Source organism: Candidatus Wallbacteria bacterium (assembly GCA_028687545.1).
Lineage (GTDB): Bacteria > Muiribacteriota > JAQTZZ01 > JAQTZZ01 > JAQTZZ01 > JAQTZZ01.
Window position 1 is genome coordinate 1 of sequence record JAQTZZ010000031.1, and the last position, 20,340, is coordinate 20,340.

At 48.0% G+C, this 20,340-nt stretch carries 13 protein-coding genes; 2 read left to right on the forward strand and 11 right to left on the reverse strand.

Translation table 11 applies throughout. From position 1 onward, the window contains the following. From PHW04_12490 to PHW04_12510, 5 genes are all read right to left on the reverse strand, one after another. The coding region (locus PHW04_12490; protein MDD2716702.1) for an ABC transporter substrate-binding protein at window positions 1-742 on the reverse strand (742 nt) is incomplete at its 3' end. A gap of 109 nt (window positions 743-851) precedes the next feature. Further along, on the reverse strand, window positions 852-3,194 hold the full coding sequence (locus tag PHW04_12495) for a hypothetical protein (GenBank protein MDD2716703.1): 2,343 nt from the start codon (window positions 3,192-3,194) through the stop codon (window positions 852-854). Window positions 3,195-3,243: 49 nt separating this feature from the next. Next, a complete protein-coding gene (locus PHW04_12500) occupies window positions 3,244-5,475 on the reverse strand; it encodes an ankyrin repeat domain-containing protein (GenBank protein MDD2716704.1) in 2,232 nt (743 codons plus the stop codon). Window positions 5,476-5,524: 49 nt separating this feature from the next. Continuing rightward, complete coding sequence (locus tag PHW04_12505; protein ID MDD2716705.1) at window positions 5,525-7,816, reverse strand: hypothetical protein; 2,292 nt, start codon at window positions 7,814-7,816, stop codon at window positions 5,525-5,527. An 86-nt stretch (window positions 7,817-7,902) separates the two neighbouring features. Further along, the gene (locus PHW04_12510) at window positions 7,903-9,561 is read right to left on the reverse strand and encodes a peptide-binding protein (GenBank protein MDD2716706.1); all 1,659 of its coding nucleotides are present in this window, start codon (window positions 9,559-9,561) and stop codon (window positions 7,903-7,905) included. Between the two features lie 252 nt (window positions 9,562-9,813). Here PHW04_12510 and PHW04_12515 point away from each other — a divergent pair, with 252 nt between their 5' ends. After that, a complete protein-coding gene (locus tag PHW04_12515) occupies window positions 9,814-10,950 on the forward strand; it encodes an alginate lyase family protein (protein ID MDD2716707.1) in 1,137 nt (378 codons plus the stop codon). 37 nt (window positions 10,951-10,987) lie between these two features. On the opposite strand, the gene PHW04_12520 is transcribed toward PHW04_12515, so the two are convergent. The 5 genes from PHW04_12520 to PHW04_12540 all read right to left on the reverse strand — a co-directional run bounded on the left by PHW04_12520 (window position 10,988) and on the right by PHW04_12540 (window position 19,000). Further along, entirely contained in the window at window positions 10,988-12,007 is a 1,020-nt protein-coding gene (locus tag PHW04_12520; GenBank protein ID MDD2716708.1) for a C1 family peptidase, read from the reverse strand. 75 nt (window positions 12,008-12,082) lie between these two features. Further along, a complete protein-coding gene (locus PHW04_12525; protein MDD2716709.1) occupies window positions 12,083-13,051 on the reverse strand; it encodes a hypothetical protein in 969 nt (322 codons plus the stop codon). A 37-nt stretch (window positions 13,052-13,088) separates the two neighbouring features. After that, a complete protein-coding gene (locus PHW04_12530; GenBank protein MDD2716710.1) occupies window positions 13,089-14,105 on the reverse strand; it encodes a C1 family peptidase in 1,017 nt (338 codons plus the stop codon). A gap of 106 nt (window positions 14,106-14,211) precedes the next feature. Beyond that, window positions 14,212-15,642 (reverse strand): transglutaminase domain-containing protein, encoded by a 1,431-nt coding sequence (locus PHW04_12535; protein MDD2716711.1) that lies wholly within the window; start codon window positions 15,640-15,642, stop codon window positions 14,212-14,214. 493 nt (window positions 15,643-16,135) lie between these two features. Further along, window positions 16,136-19,000 carry a hypothetical protein gene (locus tag PHW04_12540; protein ID MDD2716712.1) on the reverse strand — a complete coding sequence of 955 codons (2,865 nt, stop codon included), beginning with the start codon at window positions 18,998-19,000 and terminating at the stop codon, window positions 16,136-16,138. 191 nt (window positions 19,001-19,191) lie between these two features. Between PHW04_12540 and PHW04_12545 the strand changes: the two genes are divergently transcribed. Further along, entirely contained in the window at window positions 19,192-19,404 is a 213-nt protein-coding gene (locus PHW04_12545) for a hypothetical protein (GenBank protein ID MDD2716713.1), read from the forward strand. Here the strand turns inward: PHW04_12545 and PHW04_12550 are convergent. Next, window positions 19,401-20,291 (reverse strand): PhzF family phenazine biosynthesis protein, encoded by an 891-nt coding sequence (locus PHW04_12550; GenBank protein MDD2716714.1) that lies wholly within the window; start codon window positions 20,289-20,291, stop codon window positions 19,401-19,403. The two genes, PHW04_12545 and PHW04_12550, sit on opposite strands and share 4 nt — an antisense overlap. Window positions 20,292-20,340: the final 49 nt, after the last annotated feature.

The window sequence follows — 20,340 nt, forward strand, 5'->3', positions numbered from 1 at the left end:
GGCCGGTTCCGATTGGATGGCGGTTGAATTCCGAGGTCCGGATATTCTCTTTTTCATATATATGTTTGGGAATAATTACCGGGGAGAGATGTTCAACAAGATAAATATCAGGCTTGCTGCAAGCGATTCTGATGGTGTAAGAATTAATTATTTCAACTGTGACTACGTCTGCGAAGTAACTTTTATAACTGCTTCCTAACTCTGGGTCCATAATTTTATCACAGGTGAATTTGACGTCCTCTGCAGTAAATGGTGCTCCGTCATGCCAGCGGACATCTTTTCTCAAGTGGTAAGTAATCGCAGTATGGTCAGCTGATATTTCCCAGGTTTCAGCCAGTTTGGGAATCAGATTATTATTTTTATCATAGTCAGCCAGGTAATCCATGATCATACAACATACATCACCAGATGGAGTGTCTTCTGCCAGCAGAGGATTAAGAGTTACAGGTTCAAGTGATGGCTCAACGAATGTATCCCCGTAAGACGGGGACGGTGAAATCTCACTGGTCTGCGTTTTCAACAGTTCGTGATAGCTGTTTTCGGCCTTCTCCAACACCCTGATGTCCCTGGCTTTTTTCGGGTTGTTGAGAAAAGTCTTGTAATCTGCGCTGGCTGAGGCAGTATCCTTCAGCACATAATGCTCGAACAGGGCTTTCTCCAGGGTGTCCGAATTCGTGGCTGCCGCCAGAAAGACCGGGAGCAGCAGGGAAACTGTCAACAGTTTCAGTCCGGAAACATTCAAATTAATTCTCCCACTGTATTGCAAAGAACAGAATTCCATTTTACTGTCATTATATCAAAAATACAGCGCATTTTGCTGCATTTGTGAAGTGTTTTTCTGAAAGATCGGGTTATTTCAGCTGTGCCGCGATTTCTGCAATAATGCCTGTTTCAGACAAGTGGGTTTCGCGGCATTTCTTCCTCAGCATGTCAAGCGCTGTTTCGCCAGCCCGGTTTTTCGCTCCCGGGTCAGCTCCGGCTTCTCTGAGCGCTTTTAATACTGCCACAAATTCTTTGCGAAAATAAGCTTCATATTTATTCAACTCGTCTTCAGTGACAGTCCTGGTAAACGACCCGACCAAACGGTTAACCATGCAATGCAAAGGCGTGTTTCCGGATCTGTCTGCTGCACGCGGATTGGCCCTGGCGGCGGTCAATGCCAGTGTTTTTTTATAGTATTGATTTTTTATCGCATAAAGCAATGCGCTGTCGCCGTTTTTATCGGTTGCATCAGGAAAAAATCCGGCATTTACGAGCATCTCCACATATTCGAAACGGCATTCCAGTAATGTGCTTGATTTTTTTTTATTGAGCGCAGGGCCTCCTTTTTCCAGAAGATATCGCACCATATCCTCATTCCTGATTTCCCGCACTGCCTGGTCGAGCACAGGATCGATCGTACTGTTCAGGTCAAAGCCTTTTTTCTCCATCATTCTGGCGACTTCCAGCACCGGGCAGAGCATCAGGAGATTCCAGCCGTTTGAATCCTTGACTTGCGGAGACCCGCCAGCGTCCAGAAATTTCCGGATCAGGTCAACGTAAATATAGTGATCATCGTCAAACACATCCCTTCTACCATAGTCGTTGCGATTGTCCAGCAGAACAAGCAGAGGCAGCTGGCCGTCATACTGTTTGTAGTAACCATCTTTTTCAGTGGAAAAATCAAAGGGTTTCAGGATACTGCCGCATTTTTCCAGGACTTCCTGAAAAACTTTGTGTTCCTTCATTACCGTACAATTGCGCTCCAGTGGAATAGGAGATCCTTTCGGGCAGATGGTTTTCAAGTATTCAAGGTTATATTCATCCCGATTCACTTCCATGATCCCTAATCCTCTGCTGTTTATCGCCCCAGGGTCAGCCCCATTTTCGATCAGGCAGCTGAGAGCTTCCCTGCCAAGTATATTGTTGAAAATCGGAGTATTCCCCAGGCTGTCCCTGGCGTTCACATCAGCTCCTGCTTCAATCAGTGCCTTAATAGCGTTGAGTTCGTAGACTCTGTGCAGCGGGGTTTCATCTAATTCACCGGCCCGCGCATTAGGATCAAGTCCTGATTCCACCATCAATCGGACAATATCTCCGCTCCTTGCGCAATGCAGCAGGGTGTATCCTGGTTTATCAGCTGCAGTTCCCTTCTGTTTCCTGGATATTTGGTAATTTTCATAAGCTGAAACATCAAGAGGAGTTGTGTATTGTCTGAGAAGGTCTACATTGCAGCGAAAGATTCTGAGCTTGGGGTCAGCTCCGTGCGAGAGGAGAATGCGCGCTTTTTCCGCTGAATCAGTGCAATAGAAGAGAGGTGGAATCCCGAAACCATCTGGAAGATTCGGGGACATTCCTAAATCAAGCAGCAATTCGAGCACTGCAGGTGTGATATCTTCACAGTGGATTGGAAAATATCCGGCTGCATCCGGAAAATCGTATCTGCAGCCTCTGCTGATCAGCAGTTCTGCGATTTCCCTGGTTTTCACGCGCGGCAGTATCTGATACGACCAGCGATCCCGGAAGCCGACTTCTTTTGATCTGTCAATAGAAGCCGGCTGCTGGAACTTGAATTCCGCACCATTCTTTATCAATATTTCCGCCACATCCATCCTGTCTACCCAGGCAAGTGGACTGTAGGGCAGGTAGCCTGGATTAACCGAATGTCCGTGATCAATCAGATATTGCGCCACTTCCGGGCTTTTTACATAACAGAGCTGGTCAGCCCAGTCGAAATTTCCCTCCCATGATTCCAGCTTTAATTCAGCCGCCAGATCAATGCTGTGGACAGCAGGCACCATTTCAGGGTGGAGCTTGATTTTCCCTTTTTTTTGCATGGCTTTGAGCAGTTCTTCATCCTGAGAGTCTCTCAATATGAGGTAAAGATCAGGGTCACTTTCCTTGCTGAAATCTCTGGCCGGGAATTCGGCTCTTCCCAGCAGGTATTTCAGCGCATCAAGTCTCTTGGCCTGGATTCCTGCATTAAAAGCTGACAGCAGCACTTCAGCCGTCTTATCTGTAATCCTGTCGATCAGGCTGCCAAACAGGGAAATTTCACCTGTTACCACTGCCAATCGGATCTGTTCCAGCAGCGGTTTTTCCAGAATCTGGTCAACCGCAGTTTCCGGGACAGAACAATGGACTTTCAGCGTAACCAGAAGCACTGCCAGGAAAAAATTGAACTTGCTGAATCCAATGCATTTTTTATTACTCATCTGCCTGCCTCCAATCGACTCAGTCTGAAACGTAATCATTAAAAGCTGACTATTCCAGCAGTTTCATCATTTCAAGCAGCCTGCCCTCTTCGGGAACTCCCTTGTCGCTGCAGTCATTCCTAAACATTTCCAGAGCGGTCCTGCCCTGATTATCCCTGATCCGGGGGTCTGCCCCCGCCTGCCGCAGCAAATTCAGCATTCGCAAGGCATAGTCCTGCATGCTGTTCATGGCAGAGTCATCGTTGCCAGACCAGTTGTAGGTGAAATCAAGCACAAGATGATGCAGAACTGTGTATCCACCTTCACTGACCAGATTGACATCCGCGCCAGTTGCGATCAATTTTTCTAATCGTCGGTAGCTGTCGGTTTCGGTAAAATTCAGCGCAGCTTCCATCAGCGGAGTGATGCCGCAAAGCGAGGCCGAATCCGGTGAAAATCCCGCTTTGACAAGCATATCGATGTATTCTGATCGGCAGAACAGCAGAAAAGGTTGCCTAGCCACTCTGCCATCTTTGAGTTTGTACCCCTTTTCGCACATCATCAGATCTGGCATTCTTGTTTCCAGCAGATACCGAACCAGGTCTGCATGCCCGATTCCACTGACAGCATCAACCATGATTTCGAAAATATCTCGCTTCAGTTCAAACCCCTTTTGTTCCAGCATTCGGGCAGTTTCAGGCCTTGGACAGATCCGCAGGAACTCACGGCAGTCATCCTCATTAACCTTGACTGCTGACTGAGCAAGACATCTGCGAATCCGGTAGATTTTATCCTCGTCGGTCAATCCGTTCTCGTGGCGAAGATAGTACAGCACGGAAGAAGGAGAAAAGTCTTCCTTCACGCTGGTTTCAGTTTGAGCCTTTATCCTGATTTTACTGCATGTTTTTAAAAGGTCCCTGCACTTGTCACCAAAATGCACGTCCAGGGCACTTTGCCCCTGGTTGTTTAAGGCATCCGGATCTGCTCCGTGGCTGAGCAGTATTTTCAAACCCTCAGGTTTGAGTTGTATATTGAACAAAGGCGTGTTTCCCAAGTCATCCCTGGCATTGACATCGGCCCCGGCCTCGATCAGGGCTGAAAGCGCTCCCGGATCAGAGACAGTGTGCAGCGGTGTTTCGCCCCTCTTTCCTCCGCGCTGATTGGGATCAAGCCCTGAATCCAGCATCAATCGTACGAACTCTTCGTTCCTGGCGCAATGCAGCAAGGTGTATCCCAGCTTCCCGGCCAGGTCTGACTCCATTTCCGCCGAGTCCATGTGACGATGAAGCCCCCAGCCTAAAATATCATCTGCCTGGATCGGCATTCTGGCTTTGGGATCTGCTCCGTGTGCGAGCAGCATGCGGGTCTCAACTGTTAAAGATGTGTATTGGAAAAGAATCGGCTCATCGCGGCAATCTGTAATGTTGAGGGGCATTCCCTGCTCCAGCAGGAGCTTCAGCAGGTCAGGATTTTTCAAAGGCTCAGTAATCGAATAATTCTCATGCCAGTCTGGAAGCTCCCAGCCGCAATCCTCGCTGATCAGCAGCTGGGCTACTTCCAGGGACCTGGTCTTCAGCAGCGGATGCTGATCCCATGAACAGATAATACTTTCTTCCGACTGAAAATTGAATTGCTTCGGCATCCTGAAATCTGCTCCGTTCCTGATCAGCACCTGGGCCACATCCGCCCTGTCCACATAAGCCAGCGGTAAATTATCCCATGAGCATGAGGTTTTGAAGCCGTTCGGCGAAAATCCGCGGTCGATAAGGTATTGTGCCACTTCCGGGCTTTTCACATAGCAGAGCGGCGACTTATCATCTGTCTTCCTGTTCCAGGATTCCAGCCTGAGCCGGGACGCCAGCTCTGCGTTATGGATCGCGGTCACCATTTCACGGTGCAGCTTGACTGACCCCTTTGCCAGCAGGCAGCGGAGCAGTTCTTCGTCCTGTCTGTCGTTCAGCAGGGTGTACAGGTCTGGATCACTGTCTTTGCTGAAATCCCTGGCTGGGAATTCGGCTCTTCCCAGCAGGCATTTCAGCGCATCCGGTCTTTTGGCTTTACATCCTGCATTAAAAGCTGACAGCAGCACTTCAGCGGTCTTATCTGTAATCCTGTCGATCAAGCTCCCGAGCAGAGAAATCTCTCCTGTTTCAGCGGCCAGACGGATCTGCTCCTGCAGCGGAACTTCCAGAGTATGGCCTGTGGCAGTTTCCGGAACAGCACAATGAACTTTCAGCGCGATCAGGAGCATCAGCTGGAAAAAAATGAACCGGCTGAATCCAATGAATTTTTGATTGCTCATCTGCCCGCCTCCAATCGACTCAGTCTGAAACGTAATCATCAAAAGCTGACTATTCCAGCAGTTTCATCATTTCAAGCAGTTTGCCTTCTTCAGGTATGTGTTTTTCGCTGAGTCTTTTCTTCAGCAGTTCCAGTGCAGTATAGCCGTCCTTGTCTTTCAGCAGAGGATTCGCTCCACCTGCAAGCAGGGCTTTCAACATCAAGATCGCATTATCGGCAAGATAATCACTTGGTGCTTGATAGTAGCTCAATTGCATGTAGAAAAACATCGCTACAAAATGCAGCGGCGTATGACCAAACCTGTCTGCAAGATTGGTATCTGCACCTGCTGCGATCAGTTTTTCGGCTTTTTGAAGATCGTCCGGAAGATGACTCATATATGCTGCCAGATGCAATGGAGTAACTGTGTCATATGTTGCGTCAGGATAAAATCCAGCTTTGATGAGCAGATCCATGTATTCGAGACGGCAATTCCGGAGTGAATCGATCTTGGAACTTTTACCCCATCGATCGACACATTTTTCATCCTTGAGCCCAGGCCCGCCTTTTTCCAGAAGAAAGCGGATCATTTCCACGTTCCCGCATTCCTCTACTGCGGGATCGAGCATCCAGTGAATATAGTTTCCAAAGTCGAATCCCTTTTTTTCCAGCATCCTGTAAACTTCGAGCCTGGGGCAGAGCATCAGCAGATTCCGGCCATATCTATCCGTGACCCGCGGGTTTCCGCCCTGGTCCAGATATTTTCTGATCAGATCAAGGTAAACCTTATCCTCATAGATATTATTGCCTTCTTTTACATTGCATTGGCGGTTTGCCAGCAGCGCAACCAGGGGGAGCTCTCCGTCATTTTCCCTTAATTGTCTGTCTTTTTCCGTGCTGAAATCAAAAGGTTCCAGGATACTGGCTCCTTTATCCACTGCCTCCTGGAAAGCAAGCGGGTTTTGGGTCAAGCTCAGGTTGCGGGAAAAAGGCAGGGCCACTTCTTTGCAGATTGATTTCAGATAGTCCTGACAATAGGTGTCAGGATGCATTTCCCTCACACCTATGCCTTTGAGATTCAGCGCTTCCGGATCAGCCCTATGTTCGATCAGGTATTTGAGACCGGCATGATTCAGGTTCCTGTTGAAAATCGGTGTGTTCCCAAAGCTGTCTCTGGCGTTCAGATCTGCTCCCGCTTCGACCAGAGCTTTCAGGGCATCCAGATCAGTGACTTTGTGCAGTGGGGTTTCATCGAATTCCCCTCCACGCACATCGGGATCAAGTCCGGATTCAAGCATCAGGCGGGCGAAATCTCCTGTTCTGGCGAGATGCAGCAATGTGTACCCGGACTTTTCCGTTATCTTTCCATCCGGACTCGCCTTTAAAGGAGCTCTCAGTTTGGGATCTGCTCCTTGCTCCAGCAGAATGCGCGCTTTTTCAGCTGAATCGGTGAAATGGAAAAGTGGGGCCAATCCATCTGCATCAGGAAGATTAGGAGAAAGTCCCAGTTCAAGAAGCAGTCCTAGTACAGGAGGAGTGATCCTTTCACAGTGGATTGCATAGCTTCCAAAGGAATCCGGAAAATTGTATCCGCAGCCTCTCTTGATCAGCAGTTCTGCGATTTCCCTGGTTTTCACATGCGGCAGTAACTGATCATCCCATTGACGCCAGCATAAAGCTTCTCTTGTCCTGACATAGGGTGGCGGCTGCTGAAAATTGAATTCCGCACCATTCCTGATCAGCACTTCTGCCACATCCACCCTGTCCACCCAGGCCAGAGGGCTGGTTGGCAGGTAGCCGTCCTTCGGCGAACAGCCGTGGTCGATTAGATATTGCGCAACTTCCGGGCTTTTTACAAAGCACAGAGTGTTTAATCTGTTCATTCCCATTTCCCGCGATTCCAGCTTCAGCTCGGCCGCCAGATCGACGCTGTGTATTGCAGGCACGATTTCGTGATGGTGCTTGACCGCCCCTTTTTTCAGCATCAGCCTGAGCAGTTCCTCATCTTGCGAATCATTAAGCAAGGAGTAAAGATCAGAGTCACTTCCCTTGCTGAAATCTCTGGCTGGGAACTCGGCTCTGCCAAGCAGGCATTTCAACACTTCAGGTCTTTTGGCTTTGCAACTGGCATTAAAGGCAGACAGGAGCACCTCAGCGGTCTTATCGGTAATCTGATCGATCAGGTGTTCGAGCAGGGAAATCTCTCCTGTTTCGGCTGCCAGCCGGATCCGTTCCTGCAGTGGAACTTCCACAGTTTGTTCCAGGATTGTTCCCGCTGCAGCACAATGAATCCTCAGCGCAAAGAGAAGCACTGGCAGAATAAGAGTGAACCCGCTGATCCCCATGCATTTTTTACTGCCCATATGTCCTCCTCCAACCCTCTAAGTGATTATACCGAAGCGTTGTAAAGGACTGATGAGGATCATGTAAAAAGAATGTAAAATCCGGCTTATTTATACTTCTGCATTCCCTCTGGCACGTACCACTGGGGAAAATTATAGAAAATACCGGCAGGAGCTGGATCTATGCCGTGGAAGCGCTTGCTTAATGCATAAATATCAGCACTGGTATAAAGAAAAGTGTAAGGCTGATCTTCATGAATCAGGGCTTGAATCTTATAGTAGATTTCCTTCAGTTTTTCTCTGTCAAAAGTGGAACGGCCTGCTTCGCACAATCTATCGACTTCAGGGTTATGGTAAGAAATGTAATTGTCCCCGGAAAAGCCGTTACTTTCATTGGGTATTTGCGAGGAATGCCAGAGTTCGAATGGAGTGTATAGAAGATCACCCAGATTGCCTTGTCCCCAGCCACCAAGGGTGGTTTGAAAGTTATGACGGTTCAGCTGTTCTAAAAAATCCGTCCAGGCGAGCATTCTGACCTGGGTACTTATCCCTACTGCTTTCCAATAATCACTTATCGTATCAGCCAGAAGTTTGACAGTGGGATTACCGGGCCAGATGAGAATTTCCAGTGTGAGTTTCATTCCATCCCGTTCCCTGATTCCATCGCCGTCTACATCCTTCCATCCGGCTGCGGAAAGTAGTTTTCTGGATAATTCAGGGTCATAATGAAATGGAACTATCGATTTGTCGCAAGCCCAGTGCGAAGGCAGAAAGTCTGTTGTGATCAGGTTTCCAAAGCCATATCGCACATTGTCGATGAGGCTCTGCCGATTGATGGAGATCGTAAGTGCCTGCCTGGTATTCTTATCTTTCAGGATGGGGTGGTTCAGGTTATACGCCACATGCCAATAGGTATATGTAGAGAAGCTGTATACATTGAACTTGTCGCGGAATTCTTTGGAATTGGCCTGTTTGGTATACTGATCCGGTGAGAGCTTCATCAGATCCAGTTCGCCTCTCATCAGTGAAAGAAAGGCTGCCGAGTCATCAGGGATGATTTTGAAGACTACACGGTCCAGAAATGGTCTTCCCTCGTGGTAATCTTGATTCGCTACCAGTGTGATCTGTCCGCCGGGCTGCAATTCCAGAAATTTGAACGGACCGGTTCCGATGGGATGTCTGTTGGATTCAGAGGCAGAGAATTTCACCCGGTCAAAGGCATGCTTTGGGATTATCATGGAGTTTATTTTCAACGGGATATCCAGAGTTGGCGTTTTCATATGAATTCTCACTTCATAAGTGTCTACAACTTCGATGGTATCTACGATTAAAAAAGCCTGCCTGATCGGACTTCCGGATTCCGGGTCAAGGATCTTTTCAAAAGTGAACAAGACATCTTCTGCAGAAAAATTCTCTCCGTCATGCCAGCGAATGCCTTTTTTCAAATGATAGGTAATCATCAGGTTGTCTGCGGATGTTTCCCACGAGTCAGCCAGGCGGGGAGACAGTGTCAGATCGGCATTGACATGGGTCAGAGAGTCGAAAATCAAGGGCAGCACCTCGTCAAATGTTTCGGAATCTTGTGTCAGCAAAGGATTGAGCGAATCAGGATCAGCTACGAAATGTTGAATCAAGGCATCCCCGTAAGACGGAGACAGTGAAATCTCATGGGTTTGTTTCTCCCGCCCTTCTGAACCGGCTGCGTCAGCCAGAAAGATCGGGAACAATAGACAAACAGCCAATAATTTCAAATAAGAAGCGTTCATGCTTTTCCTCCGTCTGTCAATCTGAAGAACCGAATTCATTTTTTCGCGATTATATCAATAAGTTAGATCGTATTTTAATGGCAGTCAACTCTGCCTGTATGCAGTAACTAAAAGGATCCCAATTCTTAACCTCACACCTTCAGGAATTAAATATAATTCAGCAGGCGGTATGTTCCTGAACACCTTAGAAATATTGAATCAGGCTGAATTCCGGGTATAATTAATGTAGTATTATGGGGGGAGGAACAGCGGATGAGGAAAATCCTGCAACTGATTGCAATTCTTCTGATTCCGGCTATCCCGGCCCTGGCTGAAAACCCGTCTTATGCTACTGCTTTATCCTTGTATCCTTGCGTGATTCACACCCCCCAGCAGCTTGCTCTGATCCGCGAACAGCTGGATACTGATCCGGTCAGAAACGCCTGGCTGAGGCTCCAGCAGGAAGCTGACCAGGCTCTCAGCCACACTCCGACTCCTCCTGAAAACTTTGATGTGCCTGGATACTATGAAGATAAGCCCGGTCATCAGGCAGCTAAAAAATGCCTTAGAGAAGACGGCGGCGCTGCATATACTCTGGCGCTTGCCTATCAACTGCACCCTGACAAATCCCAAAAACAGGAATACTCTGCCAAAGCCATTCAAATCCTGAACGCCTGGGCTGCAAAGAATAAAAAGGTCTCCAACTCTGACGGCGACTTGACCATGATTTACAAGGGAATTCTCCTGGTACTGGCCGCTGACTTGATGATGGACTATCCGGCCTGGGAAGGAAAAGAAACCTTTAAAACCTGGATGAACAATGTTTTCCTTAAATCCGCGGACACGATCAAGGACAGGCCTAACAACTGGGGTGCCTGGGGTATTTTCGGTGCGATCTGTGTGGCGCGAATCAATCATGACGACGCAGCTTTGCAGGATGGGATCGGACTGATCAAGGGGTACATAGCCTCAGCGATCGATGAAAAAGGTGAACTTCCGCAAGAGAACAAGCGGCACGTCAAAGGCATGTGGTATACATTTTTCGCCCTCTCCCCGCTTTCCTCTGCCATGCTGGTCGCGAGGAATGCAGGCACAGACCTGTTCAATTACACTTCAGATAACGGCAGATCATTGAAAATGGCTCTGGATAAGTATTTCCAGTATGCGGTCAACCCTGATACCTGGCCATACAGGCATCCGACCGACCCGCTGGAAATCATCCAGTCGTTGATCTCGCCTCAAGCTAACCAGATCGAGCTTCCAACAAAAGAGGACTGGCCGGGAAATCTGTATGAGGCCATGTCAGTAATTTACAAAGAGCAGAACTGGGATAACTGGGTCAAGGGAACCAGGCCTCATCAGGGAAGTGAATTCTGGACCTGCCCCACGCTGATGATCCCGGGACTGTAATCAACCTACCTTGTCTAAACTATCAAATAAAAACCTGTCAGGGAGTTGAACTGCCCTGGTAGAGGAGCCCGCCGCTGAATTCCCCGAAGTTGGCTGCTCCGTATGCGATGTAGCCAAAGCCTTTCTCACCCCAGACTGTGCTCCATGAATTCTTGATGATCCAGTATCTGCCTGAATCGCTGTAACCCACTGCCAGCACGGCATGATTTGTGGGAGTATCAGTAACCACGTTATAGATGCCGCCTGAATAGGCCATTACTGATGCGTCCACCGTCACCCCGACATAGCAGGAACCTGACTTTACAATGCAGGCCTTGATCAGGGAATCGAGACCGGTTTCAGTGTGACCTGTCTGATCCGCTTCCGGTCCGGCGATGCATACTCCCTGCGTATCTTTGAAGAACCAGCGCCAGGTGGCAATTTTATAGTTCCTGGGGTTGTTCCTGCAGGTTCCATTGGCAGCCATGTAAGGTTCATCGCTTTCCAGAACCGCCCCCATTGTACGGAAAAGTTCGACAGCAGTGAAATATCCGCCATGGCAGTTCATTCCCAGGGGATTGCAGTTCATCAGATCCTGCTCGGAAAGATCCACAAGTCTGTCTGTCTTGCAGGCGATTGCGGATTCCAGGCAGGCTGTCGTGGCAAAAGCCCAGCAGGAACTGCACATTTCCTGGCACTTCACTGGAGTCACCTTGTTTTCCTTTCTCCAGTCAATTTCCGCAGGCAGGCTTAGTAAGTCGCCAAAGAATGGGTCAGGCCCTTTTTCATGATCAAGGAGGTCTGTCTCTGACTGTTTTTTCCACCTGGCCTGCATTTTCACTTCCCTCACCATGTCCTGCATGATGTCCCTGATAGGAACTCTGCTATAGGAACAGGAGACAGAGAGTGCAGCAGGAGATACCTGAAAGCTGTCATTGTTTTCAGCAGCGATTTTCACCGCTGTTTTATAGATTTCACTTTTCCGGAGCGAGTCATCCCCGTTAATCATGTGTTTTTCCCCGGCGGATATCATTATTGTAACAGCCAGGAAAACGCTCATGATCAGGCTTCTCTTCATCTTTCCCTCCCAGGCCAGTACTTAAATCATGCCTCTGCTTTGTTCAGCTGCTACCGGTACTTTCAAAAACTTGTTTCACTTCACATCTCTTAGAAATTTCCAGGTCTTGTTGTTTGTCAGTCTTTTCAGCTCAGTACCGTCAAACTTGATCGAAAAAATTTCATCTCTCACTTCATCTGGGAAATAGGAACTGCTCAGGCTTCCGCTGAAAAAGATCCGGTCTCCGTTGATGGCGATCCCCCAGGTGTCGTCGCAATGAATAACCTGCTTCACTCTCCTGTCTGACAGATCTATGAGTTTGATTCCTCTGCTGCGGAAATCTTCTTCAGTTTTCCTGCGGAAAATATAGGCGACTTTAGTGCCATCCTGCGAAACTGCCGCATTGTCCGCTTCGTCTTCAAGGCAGGACAGCACGGTTTTATCGCTGCCGTCGAGATTCATCATCACCAGAGTCTTGGGATCAGAGTATTCGATGAACAGGATCCTCTTACCGTCCGGAAAAAAACTGGGGCAGTCTTCCCGCTCCTGGTTGTTCGTGATCCTGTGAATGTTTTCCCCCGATAGATCGCATATATACAGATCTTGAATCTCTTTTACAACCATCACGAAGAGGATCAGAGAATTGTCAGGAGAAAGGCTGGGCCAGTGTATGGCTGACGCCTTCAGGTCAGTGACCTTTTTTTCCAGACCGCTCTGCAGATCCAGGCGATAGATTTCCTTATCTCCATCAGGTACGGAATTTCCGTCAAGATCCTTTGTGTAAAAGACCATTTTCTGGTCGCTGGACAGGCTGCCTCCCTCTTCCAGGTAAGTGGTGTTTGTCAACTGCTTCAGGTCGCTGCCATCGTCATTCATGATAAAAATGTCATCGTCAGCATATCCCATGTTCCCGGAAGAATAGACTAATTTAGCCTGCCCTGGACTCCGGTTGCCCGGACAGGGTGCAGCTGTGCCTGAATCAGCGGCCTGGAGCGAGCAGATGAAAATCAGGGCAGTAATCAGGATCTTTTTTTCATATTTACCCCCAAGATCAAGAGATTTCATTCTATCTGATCGAGTCCAGATTCTTCTCAATGTCAGCTCAGGAGCTTGAATCGCTCTGGTAGACGAGCATGCAACCGATATCTTCTATGCCGGCTGCTCCATATGCTATGCGGCCAAAGCCTTCTTCACCCCAGGTTGTGTCCCATGAATTTTTGATAATCCAGTATTTGCCTGAATCGCTGTAGCCTACTGCTATCACTCCATGATCTGTAGGTTCGGTGGCAACAACATCGTAGATCCCGCCTGAATAAGCCATGAAGGAATCGTCCGCTTTCACTGCAATGCCACAGGAACCTGACTGTACTATGCTCATCTTGATCAGGGTTTTGAGATCTGTTTCAGTCTGGCTGATTTGATCCGCTTCCGGGCCTGCTATATAGACTGCTTGCGTATCTTTATAATACCAGCGCCAGGTTGTGATTTTGTAGTTCCTGGGATTTTTCCTGCAGGTTCCATTAGCTGCCTGATAAGGCTCATCGCTCTCCAGAACCCCTCCTTCCTTGCGGAAAAGATCAACAGCTGTGTAAAATCCGCCGTCGCAACCCATGCCTTCGTAATTGCAGTTTATCAGGTCCTGTTCTGAAAGGTCGATCAACTTGCCAGTTTTGCAGGCGATAGCGGATTCAAAGCAGGCTGTCGAAGCGAATGCCCAGCAACTGCCGCATGTCCCCTGCGACTTTACCGGAGTCACTTTGTTTTCCTTCCTCCAGTCAATCTCCGCTGGAAGGCGGGTCTGATCGCAGAAAAAAGTGTTAAATCCCTGGTCAGGATTCTCCCGGTTTGGTGATGAATTTCTCAATCTGACCTGCTGTCTCACTTCCTCAATCATCCCAGCCAGGTAGCTTCTGATTGGTATCCTTTTATTGGACCAGGATTCTGGGATTGCAGCAGGAGATACCTGAAAACTGCCCTGATGTTTTTCGGCGATTTTGACTGCATTTTCATAGATTTCACTTTTCCGGGCTGTGGAATCCCCCGCATTAATACTGCATCTCTCCTCTGCGGATATCATCACGGAAATCATGATCAAGTTCATGAACAGGTGCAGCTTCATACTTCCCTCCCGGCCACTAATTTCTCCTCACTCGATCTTAACTATTTATACCTAAAAATCTTCAAGAACCTGTCAGAAACTTGTAAAAGCAATGTAAATTTTTGGGTCAGTCTTTGACGTGCTCAAGCATTTTTTCCACATCTGCCGCAGTAAAAGGGCTGCCCAGATACAGTCTGGCGATCCCTGCGGCATCCTTGAAGCTCAGCCCTGTTTTAATCACTTTCCTGTAAAATGCCTGCGCTTTTTTCCTTTCTGCCAGAATGTCGTGAATGAAACCCTGGAAATTCAGGGCCCAGATCTTGATATTTGCTGAATATCCGATATTGCTGCCCTTAGTGTGACAGTCTGAAAAGAAATCCAGGGCTTTCTGGTAATCTCCTGTAGCCAGAAACGTCTGTCCAAGAAAGTAATTGGTCAGCGGCGAGTCAGGTTGTTTCTCCAGGTCGCAGAAAAGTTTTTTCCTGGCTGCCAGCCATTCCTTATTTTCTATCAGCAAGAAAAGCAAATTGCCGCTGCTTTTTTCATAGGCATGTTTCCTGTCTGTAGCCTTTTCTCCGAAAACATAGTTTCCGCTGTGGATGACTTTATCGTGTATATCATAGAATTCGACGGATCTTGGTTTTGAGGAAATACCTCCGGGCGTGAGGTTTTCGAAGACTCTTGTTTCACCTGTTTTCCTTGAGATGAATTCATTTTCGAGGCCTGCATAGTTTATAATCCGATTCGGATAAAGGTTTCCGAAAAGATAATCTGGATCAGGACCTTCAATTCCCAATACATCGCAGATGTATCCAAGTGCCTTCTTGTCGAAATTGCATTTAGACTTCTGAAGGAAACCCTCAGCGAAAGAAGTGTCAGCCGGAATCCATCCGCATCCGGGGATGAAAAATTCCGAAAAAGCGTGCCCGCCTCCTGGAAACCAGCGGCAGCACATGGGCCGGGCGGGGATGCCTGAAGCTCTGCAGAGAGCAACGAACAGGCAGGCGAAGTCGAGACAGGAGCCTTTTCCAAGCCTGAGGGTCTGGTCTGCCGAATTCGTATCATCAGATGTGCCTTCAAAATCCATGTTGTAAATGATCCAGTTGAAAATCAGTCTGGCTCTGAAATAAGGATTATTTTCCAGACCCACGATCCTGGCTGCGGTTTTCCTGACTCTGCCTGTCAGTGTGATCAGGCCTTCAGACCTGGTAAAAAAATCGAAAAAATCGCTGGACTTGTCGTAATCCCTGATCATGGTCGGGTTTATTCTTGTATTGACAGGAGAGACAGACATTTCGAAATCATAGTAAAATTGAAGCTTTTTTTTCCGGATATCCTTGATCTCCCAGAAAACGACTCTGTTTTGATTGAACCTGTCTGTGATTATTTCCGTGGGCTCAGGATAAATTTCTCTGATCTTTACTTTCTGGCTTCTGTGCTGATAGGGAAGAGCCAGCCAGAGCAGTATCCTCGGGTCCGTCCCTGTGACTTTGATGTTTTCGATGAAGAACCAGAAACGGCCTCTTTCAGCTCCGGTTTTTATTCCTGTTGTTTTCAAATGTCCTCCATGTGACGTAATAAAGTTCCTGGCCTTTGGACACTGCTTTTGGTGTCTACTCAGACGATTTCCAACTCGATTCTTCCGGTGATTTCCATAAAACCTCCAGCGCATTGTTTTAAATCGCTTTAAGAAATGTATAACCAGAAATCTTCAAGAACCTGTCAGAAAATTGTAAAAATAAAGTAAAACATCTGGAGATTACCTGAACCGAGTTGAAAACGAGTGCGATTTTATGAAATTCAAGTTCTGTTAACAGATTCCATTGTCAATGATATTTTTGCATTTCAGAAGGGATATACCATTTCTCCACATCGGATAAGACTCCTGCCAGAAATTTTTGAGCATGCCAAGTTCCAGCTGGATGTCTGAATTGTTGCTGGACAGCAAGACTACCTCGTGTGAAAAATCAAAGTCAGAAACAGGAATTTGGCCATAAAATGACTGCCTCTTGCTACAAGAACCTGTTCCCTGATTATACCCGATCGCCTGCCTAGCGCAAACTGTTCGTGGATTCAACCACAGGGCAGTAGTTCGCACAGCAGGTATTTTCCTGTTCCCATTTGACTCCTGCCAGAGACCGGGCATGATCATCTCCGATATGGGCATAGCATCCCCAATACCAGTTATTGTTATTTGTCACCCTGAGCAGGATGCAGTTCAGGCCTTTTTTCAGACGGATCTGAGCCCTGCCATTGTCCGGAAACCCATTATGGTAGCCTGTGGAACGGAAAACCTCCACACTGTTCACCCAGGCGGTGACTGACTCTCCGAAACTGAGCCAGAGAACTGCTTCCCTGTCCTGATCGGATTCGACACGGCCGAAACAGTATACTGAGGCATTTTCCGAGTCAGGGAAAATATTGTCAAGCCTGAGATAGTTTTCTGCGGAAGTGTATCTTCTCCTGGGTATACCCGGATATCCGTCACTTCCTGCAGCGAATGTTTTGCTGAGCAGTTCCGCCATCTCTTCGCCTGTGTCCATTACCGGGCCAAGCAGCAGCCAGTGGTTGCAGAACTCTGTTTTAGTATGATGATGCAGCTCATGCCACATTCTGGAAGTGATGTGTTCGCTCATGATATGCCTGTAAAAATCCAGGCTGGACTGATCCGGTTTTCTGCGAAAATCCGGGTCGCCGCCAAACTTCCCCTCATCCCTGATCGCATGTGGAGAAGGAACGAGCGCGTCCGGATAATGGAGTACGTTCTGGAATGCGGAATCGATCTGATGCAGCCATTCATGCAGCTCCAGCTCTCCTTTTTTCCGAATGTCCCCGCAGCAGAGAATATTTACGAATCCTGGACTCCCGGCTGTACTGCAATAATCTCCTGAAGCTCCAGCGGCATAACGGGGGATATAATCATTCCCTTGGCCGAACTTTACATAGGCGAAAACCGAGTCAGTTCTGCGGTATGGAAAACGGTTGGAAATCAGGCCCTGCACATTCCAATACTTCAGAAGATATGTAAAACGTGTTTCTGAGAATGGAGATTTCGCTGTGGAGAGTTTCGTGACCGGCTCGTCGATCACTTCGATCGTGTATTCGATGCGCATGTTTTTCCTGCTGTAATTAAAGACAAGCTCCGAAAAATTCCGCATTGCTTCCCTGATGGATTTGATTTCAGATTCGTCGAATCTGGAGTGAAAATGCTTCGTCTCGTCCGTGTCGTCAGTGCGGTAATCGCAGTCCAGTACGCGGAAAACGGGCACATAAATCGACCATACATTGGCAGGACCCGAATCAGGTTCAACCTGTCCGTTAAGATATTTCAAACCTGCTGCTGCCTGCAGGACCTGGGCTGAATCAGCCTGGCAGGTATCGATTACCCGCTCCCAGACTTCCCTCGCTTCAGGATAGTTCCCCAGCGCCTGCATTTCCCGGGCTTTCCGGATCCGGATTTCCGCAGTGAGATTCCGGTCTTCCCAGGAGATGCCTGCAGATCCTTTCCCTGCAGCTGAATATCCTGCAGACTGAAGGCGGACATCCGCTACCCCCTCAATTTTATGGGGAATCAGAGAAGGGTGAAAAGCACCGCAGTAATCCGAACCATTGGGAAATCTGGCGAAAGGCCGGAGAAGACCGGGTTTTCCACCATCATCATTGCGGTCAGGACCCCGTGAATATATCAGTATCCTGTCATCCTTAGTTTTGACTATCAGATCCTGGTCAGCGGAAAATGGATCAGGCTGGGTTTCTCCTGTCAGTACGGTCAGGAGTATGTTGATCATTGCATCGTTAAGATGGCTTCTTTCAGACAGTTTAGGAGGACCGAACGAGAAAAACGATATTTTCCGGTTTTCATCACATTCTTTCATGGAGAGTCGGCCTGTTTGTTCCAGAGCAAGCATTTCAGACATGTATTCCTTATAGAGATCTGCCGCTTTCCTGGACATGCTGAACTGTCTGTCGAACAGGAACATCCTGACCGGGGCTTCGTGATAGAGATCTTCAAACAGCCTGGACCAGAGAGCTTTTTCGCTTTCCAGAACTTCGCTGCAGGTGAAATTATACTTTTTTAGCTGCAGAAGTATCCTGATCAACTCAGCCCTGATGTGTTCCGGAAGTTCCAGACCCCTCTTACTGATCAATGATGCTGTTTTTTCAGAGCGGAATTTCAGGGAGGTCAGGCTGAATTCAGGATCCCCGTAATCCAACATTCTGCACAAAGGCTGCAGGCCTATGCCGATAATCTTCTGTCCCACCATGGCGGGCAGGATGCTTGTTACATTTCCGACACCCCGGGAAAAAGCCAGACCAAGCACAAGGTCTTTTTTCAGATAGGCAACAGCTTTCTCGTAATCGCCGGTTTCAAGGCAATGGATGGAATAAGCGGCAAAAACCTTGCCAGCCGTGGTTGCCGCGGAATACACACTTTTCCCTTCAAAGTCCTGGATTACAGCCATTCTGTCCCTGAGAAGCTCATCCATAAACGAATCCTCTGTTTTCACATGTTTTCCCAGATTTTCGACTGCTTCCAGCAGTGCTTTGTCGGAGAAAGGCGAGCTTTCCTCAGAGTCATCCGAAGAATCAGGAACCTGATTACCGTTGTAGTAATCTTCCAGAGCATCGTAGCGGAATTTCTGCTCAGTCCAGATCAGTTTAGCCATCTGAAAAAAATCAGCAGCAAATTCCCGCTGCGCAGGATTAAAGTAATATTTAGAAACTTTGCAGTTGCAGAAATTTCTTAATGACTCTGAATTTCCCAGCCCTACAACTTCGAAGTACTGTTCGCCCCGATGCTTCTTCCAGAGGCTGTCAGCCTCCCACATCAGCAGGATAAGTAAAAAAAGACAGATTGTAATGGCCTTTTTCCTGGACATTCCCCATTTCAAAGCGTGATAGAGTAAGTTCTTCATACAATTTCCCCCTAATCCCCTCCACGAGTCAGGACCTTTTATATGTCTGCATTGTCTGATTGCCTGCCTCAGGCTTTCGACATTTTATTTATCCGGTCCCAAGCAAATCATAACCAGAAAACGAATCCGGAGTTATTTTTCCCGCGCAACAATCCGCAACAATGTTTCATGAAATTTGATAAAATTCAGTAATGTTGCGAATCCTGCTGTTGAGATTGCTGTGCTACTCGCTGAATGGAAATGCCGTTGTCCCCGACACTCTGGAAAAAGCCTTCGAACATTATATCCTGAATGATGGGCATTCTGCGCTCATGGATTATGAAAATTATTTTACACTGCCGGGAGCGGTTCCAGGGATCAGCAGAAATATAATCAGCTTCTGCAGAACATTTTTCAGGTTTTAAATTATCAGCTCACCCCGCACCACAGTCACGGCCTGTCCCCCGACTTTCACGGTTTTCATATCCTCCGGAGGTCCGATCACTTCCACAAAAGCGCGTCCCGGGCGGCTCATCCAGTGCCCCTGTTCAGCCGTGAATTTCGGCTGTTCGATCAGGCCGTAATGCCATAAGTAAGCCGCCATTCCTCCAGTGGCCGAACCTGTGAAAGGGTCTTCCGGAAGATCCGGCGGGCAGCCGAAGTGCCTGGCGAAAGTCATGCCTTCTTCTGTGATCCCCCGAAGGCAGAACAGGTGAGGACTGAAAAAATCTGCTTTGGCTCTGAATTCCTCATAGGCGGTCACATTGAAACTGATCGCTCGTAAAGCCTCCAGGCTGCGCAGCGGAACCATCAGCTGCCTGGTGCCTGTGCTTACAGTCTGGATGGGGAAATCCGCTAACAGTTCCTTCTCAGTCAAACCGAAAATCGGCAATACGATTTTGGGATCATGTTTACTGAAAAACTCAGGTTTCCGCTGGTTCATCACTATCTGCTGCACAGATCCGTTTTTAGAGAAAATCTCAACCGGAATCGGTCCGTGCTTAAGTTCAAGACTGATCATCATAAAATCGTCTGTCAACTTCAGCCTTCCGGAATCAATCAGGGCAAAAACAGTGGCAATCGTGGGATGACCAGCCAATGGTATCTCTTCGGCAGGAGTGAAAAAACGTACGCCGAAATCCGCTATAGGTGAATCACGGACAAAGGCGGTTTCAGACAGATTCATCTCGCGGGAGACTGCAAGCATTACAGCTTCGTCCAGCTGATCAGTCTCGAAAACCACGGCACAGGGATTCCCGTTCAACGGCTTGTCTGTAAAAGCATCCACCTGCATGACCGGATAAGTCGCCACAATTCCTCCTTCAGGGTTTAAAATCTGTTCACAATAAATGTTAGCGTAT

What these genes read in the sequence shown, in the direction of transcription:
- PHW04_12495 (MDD2716703.1), bottom strand. Translation starts at nt 3,194, where the DNA reads ATGAGTAATAAAAAATGCATTGGATTCAGCAAGTTCAATTTTTTCCTG.
- PHW04_12500 (MDD2716704.1), bottom strand. Translation starts at nt 5,475, where the DNA reads ATGAGCAATCAAAAATTCATTGGATTCAGCCGGTTCATTTTTTTCCAG.
- PHW04_12505 (MDD2716705.1), bottom strand. Translation starts at nt 7,816, where the DNA reads ATGGGCAGTAAAAAATGCATGGGGATCAGCGGGTTCACTCTTATTCTG.
- PHW04_12510 (MDD2716706.1), bottom strand. Translation starts at nt 9,561, where the DNA reads ATGAACGCTTCTTATTTGAAATTATTGGCTGTTTGTCTATTGTTCCCG.
- PHW04_12515 (MDD2716707.1), top strand. Translation starts at nt 9,814, where the DNA reads ATGAGGAAAATCCTGCAACTGATTGCAATTCTTCTGATTCCGGCTATC.
- PHW04_12520 (MDD2716708.1), bottom strand. Translation starts at nt 12,007, where the DNA reads ATGAAGAGAAGCCTGATCATGAGCGTTTTCCTGGCTGTTACAATAATG.
- PHW04_12525 (MDD2716709.1), bottom strand. Translation starts at nt 13,051, where the DNA reads ATGAAATCTCTTGATCTTGGGGGTAAATATGAAAAAAAGATCCTGATT.
- PHW04_12530 (MDD2716710.1), bottom strand. Translation starts at nt 14,105, where the DNA reads ATGAAGCTGCACCTGTTCATGAACTTGATCATGATTTCCGTGATGATA.
- PHW04_12540 (MDD2716712.1), bottom strand. Translation starts at nt 19,000, where the DNA reads ATGAAGAACTTACTCTATCACGCTTTGAAATGGGGAATGTCCAGGAAA.
- PHW04_12545 (MDD2716713.1), top strand. Translation starts at nt 19,192, where the DNA reads ATGTTGCGAATCCTGCTGTTGAGATTGCTGTGCTACTCGCTGAATGGA.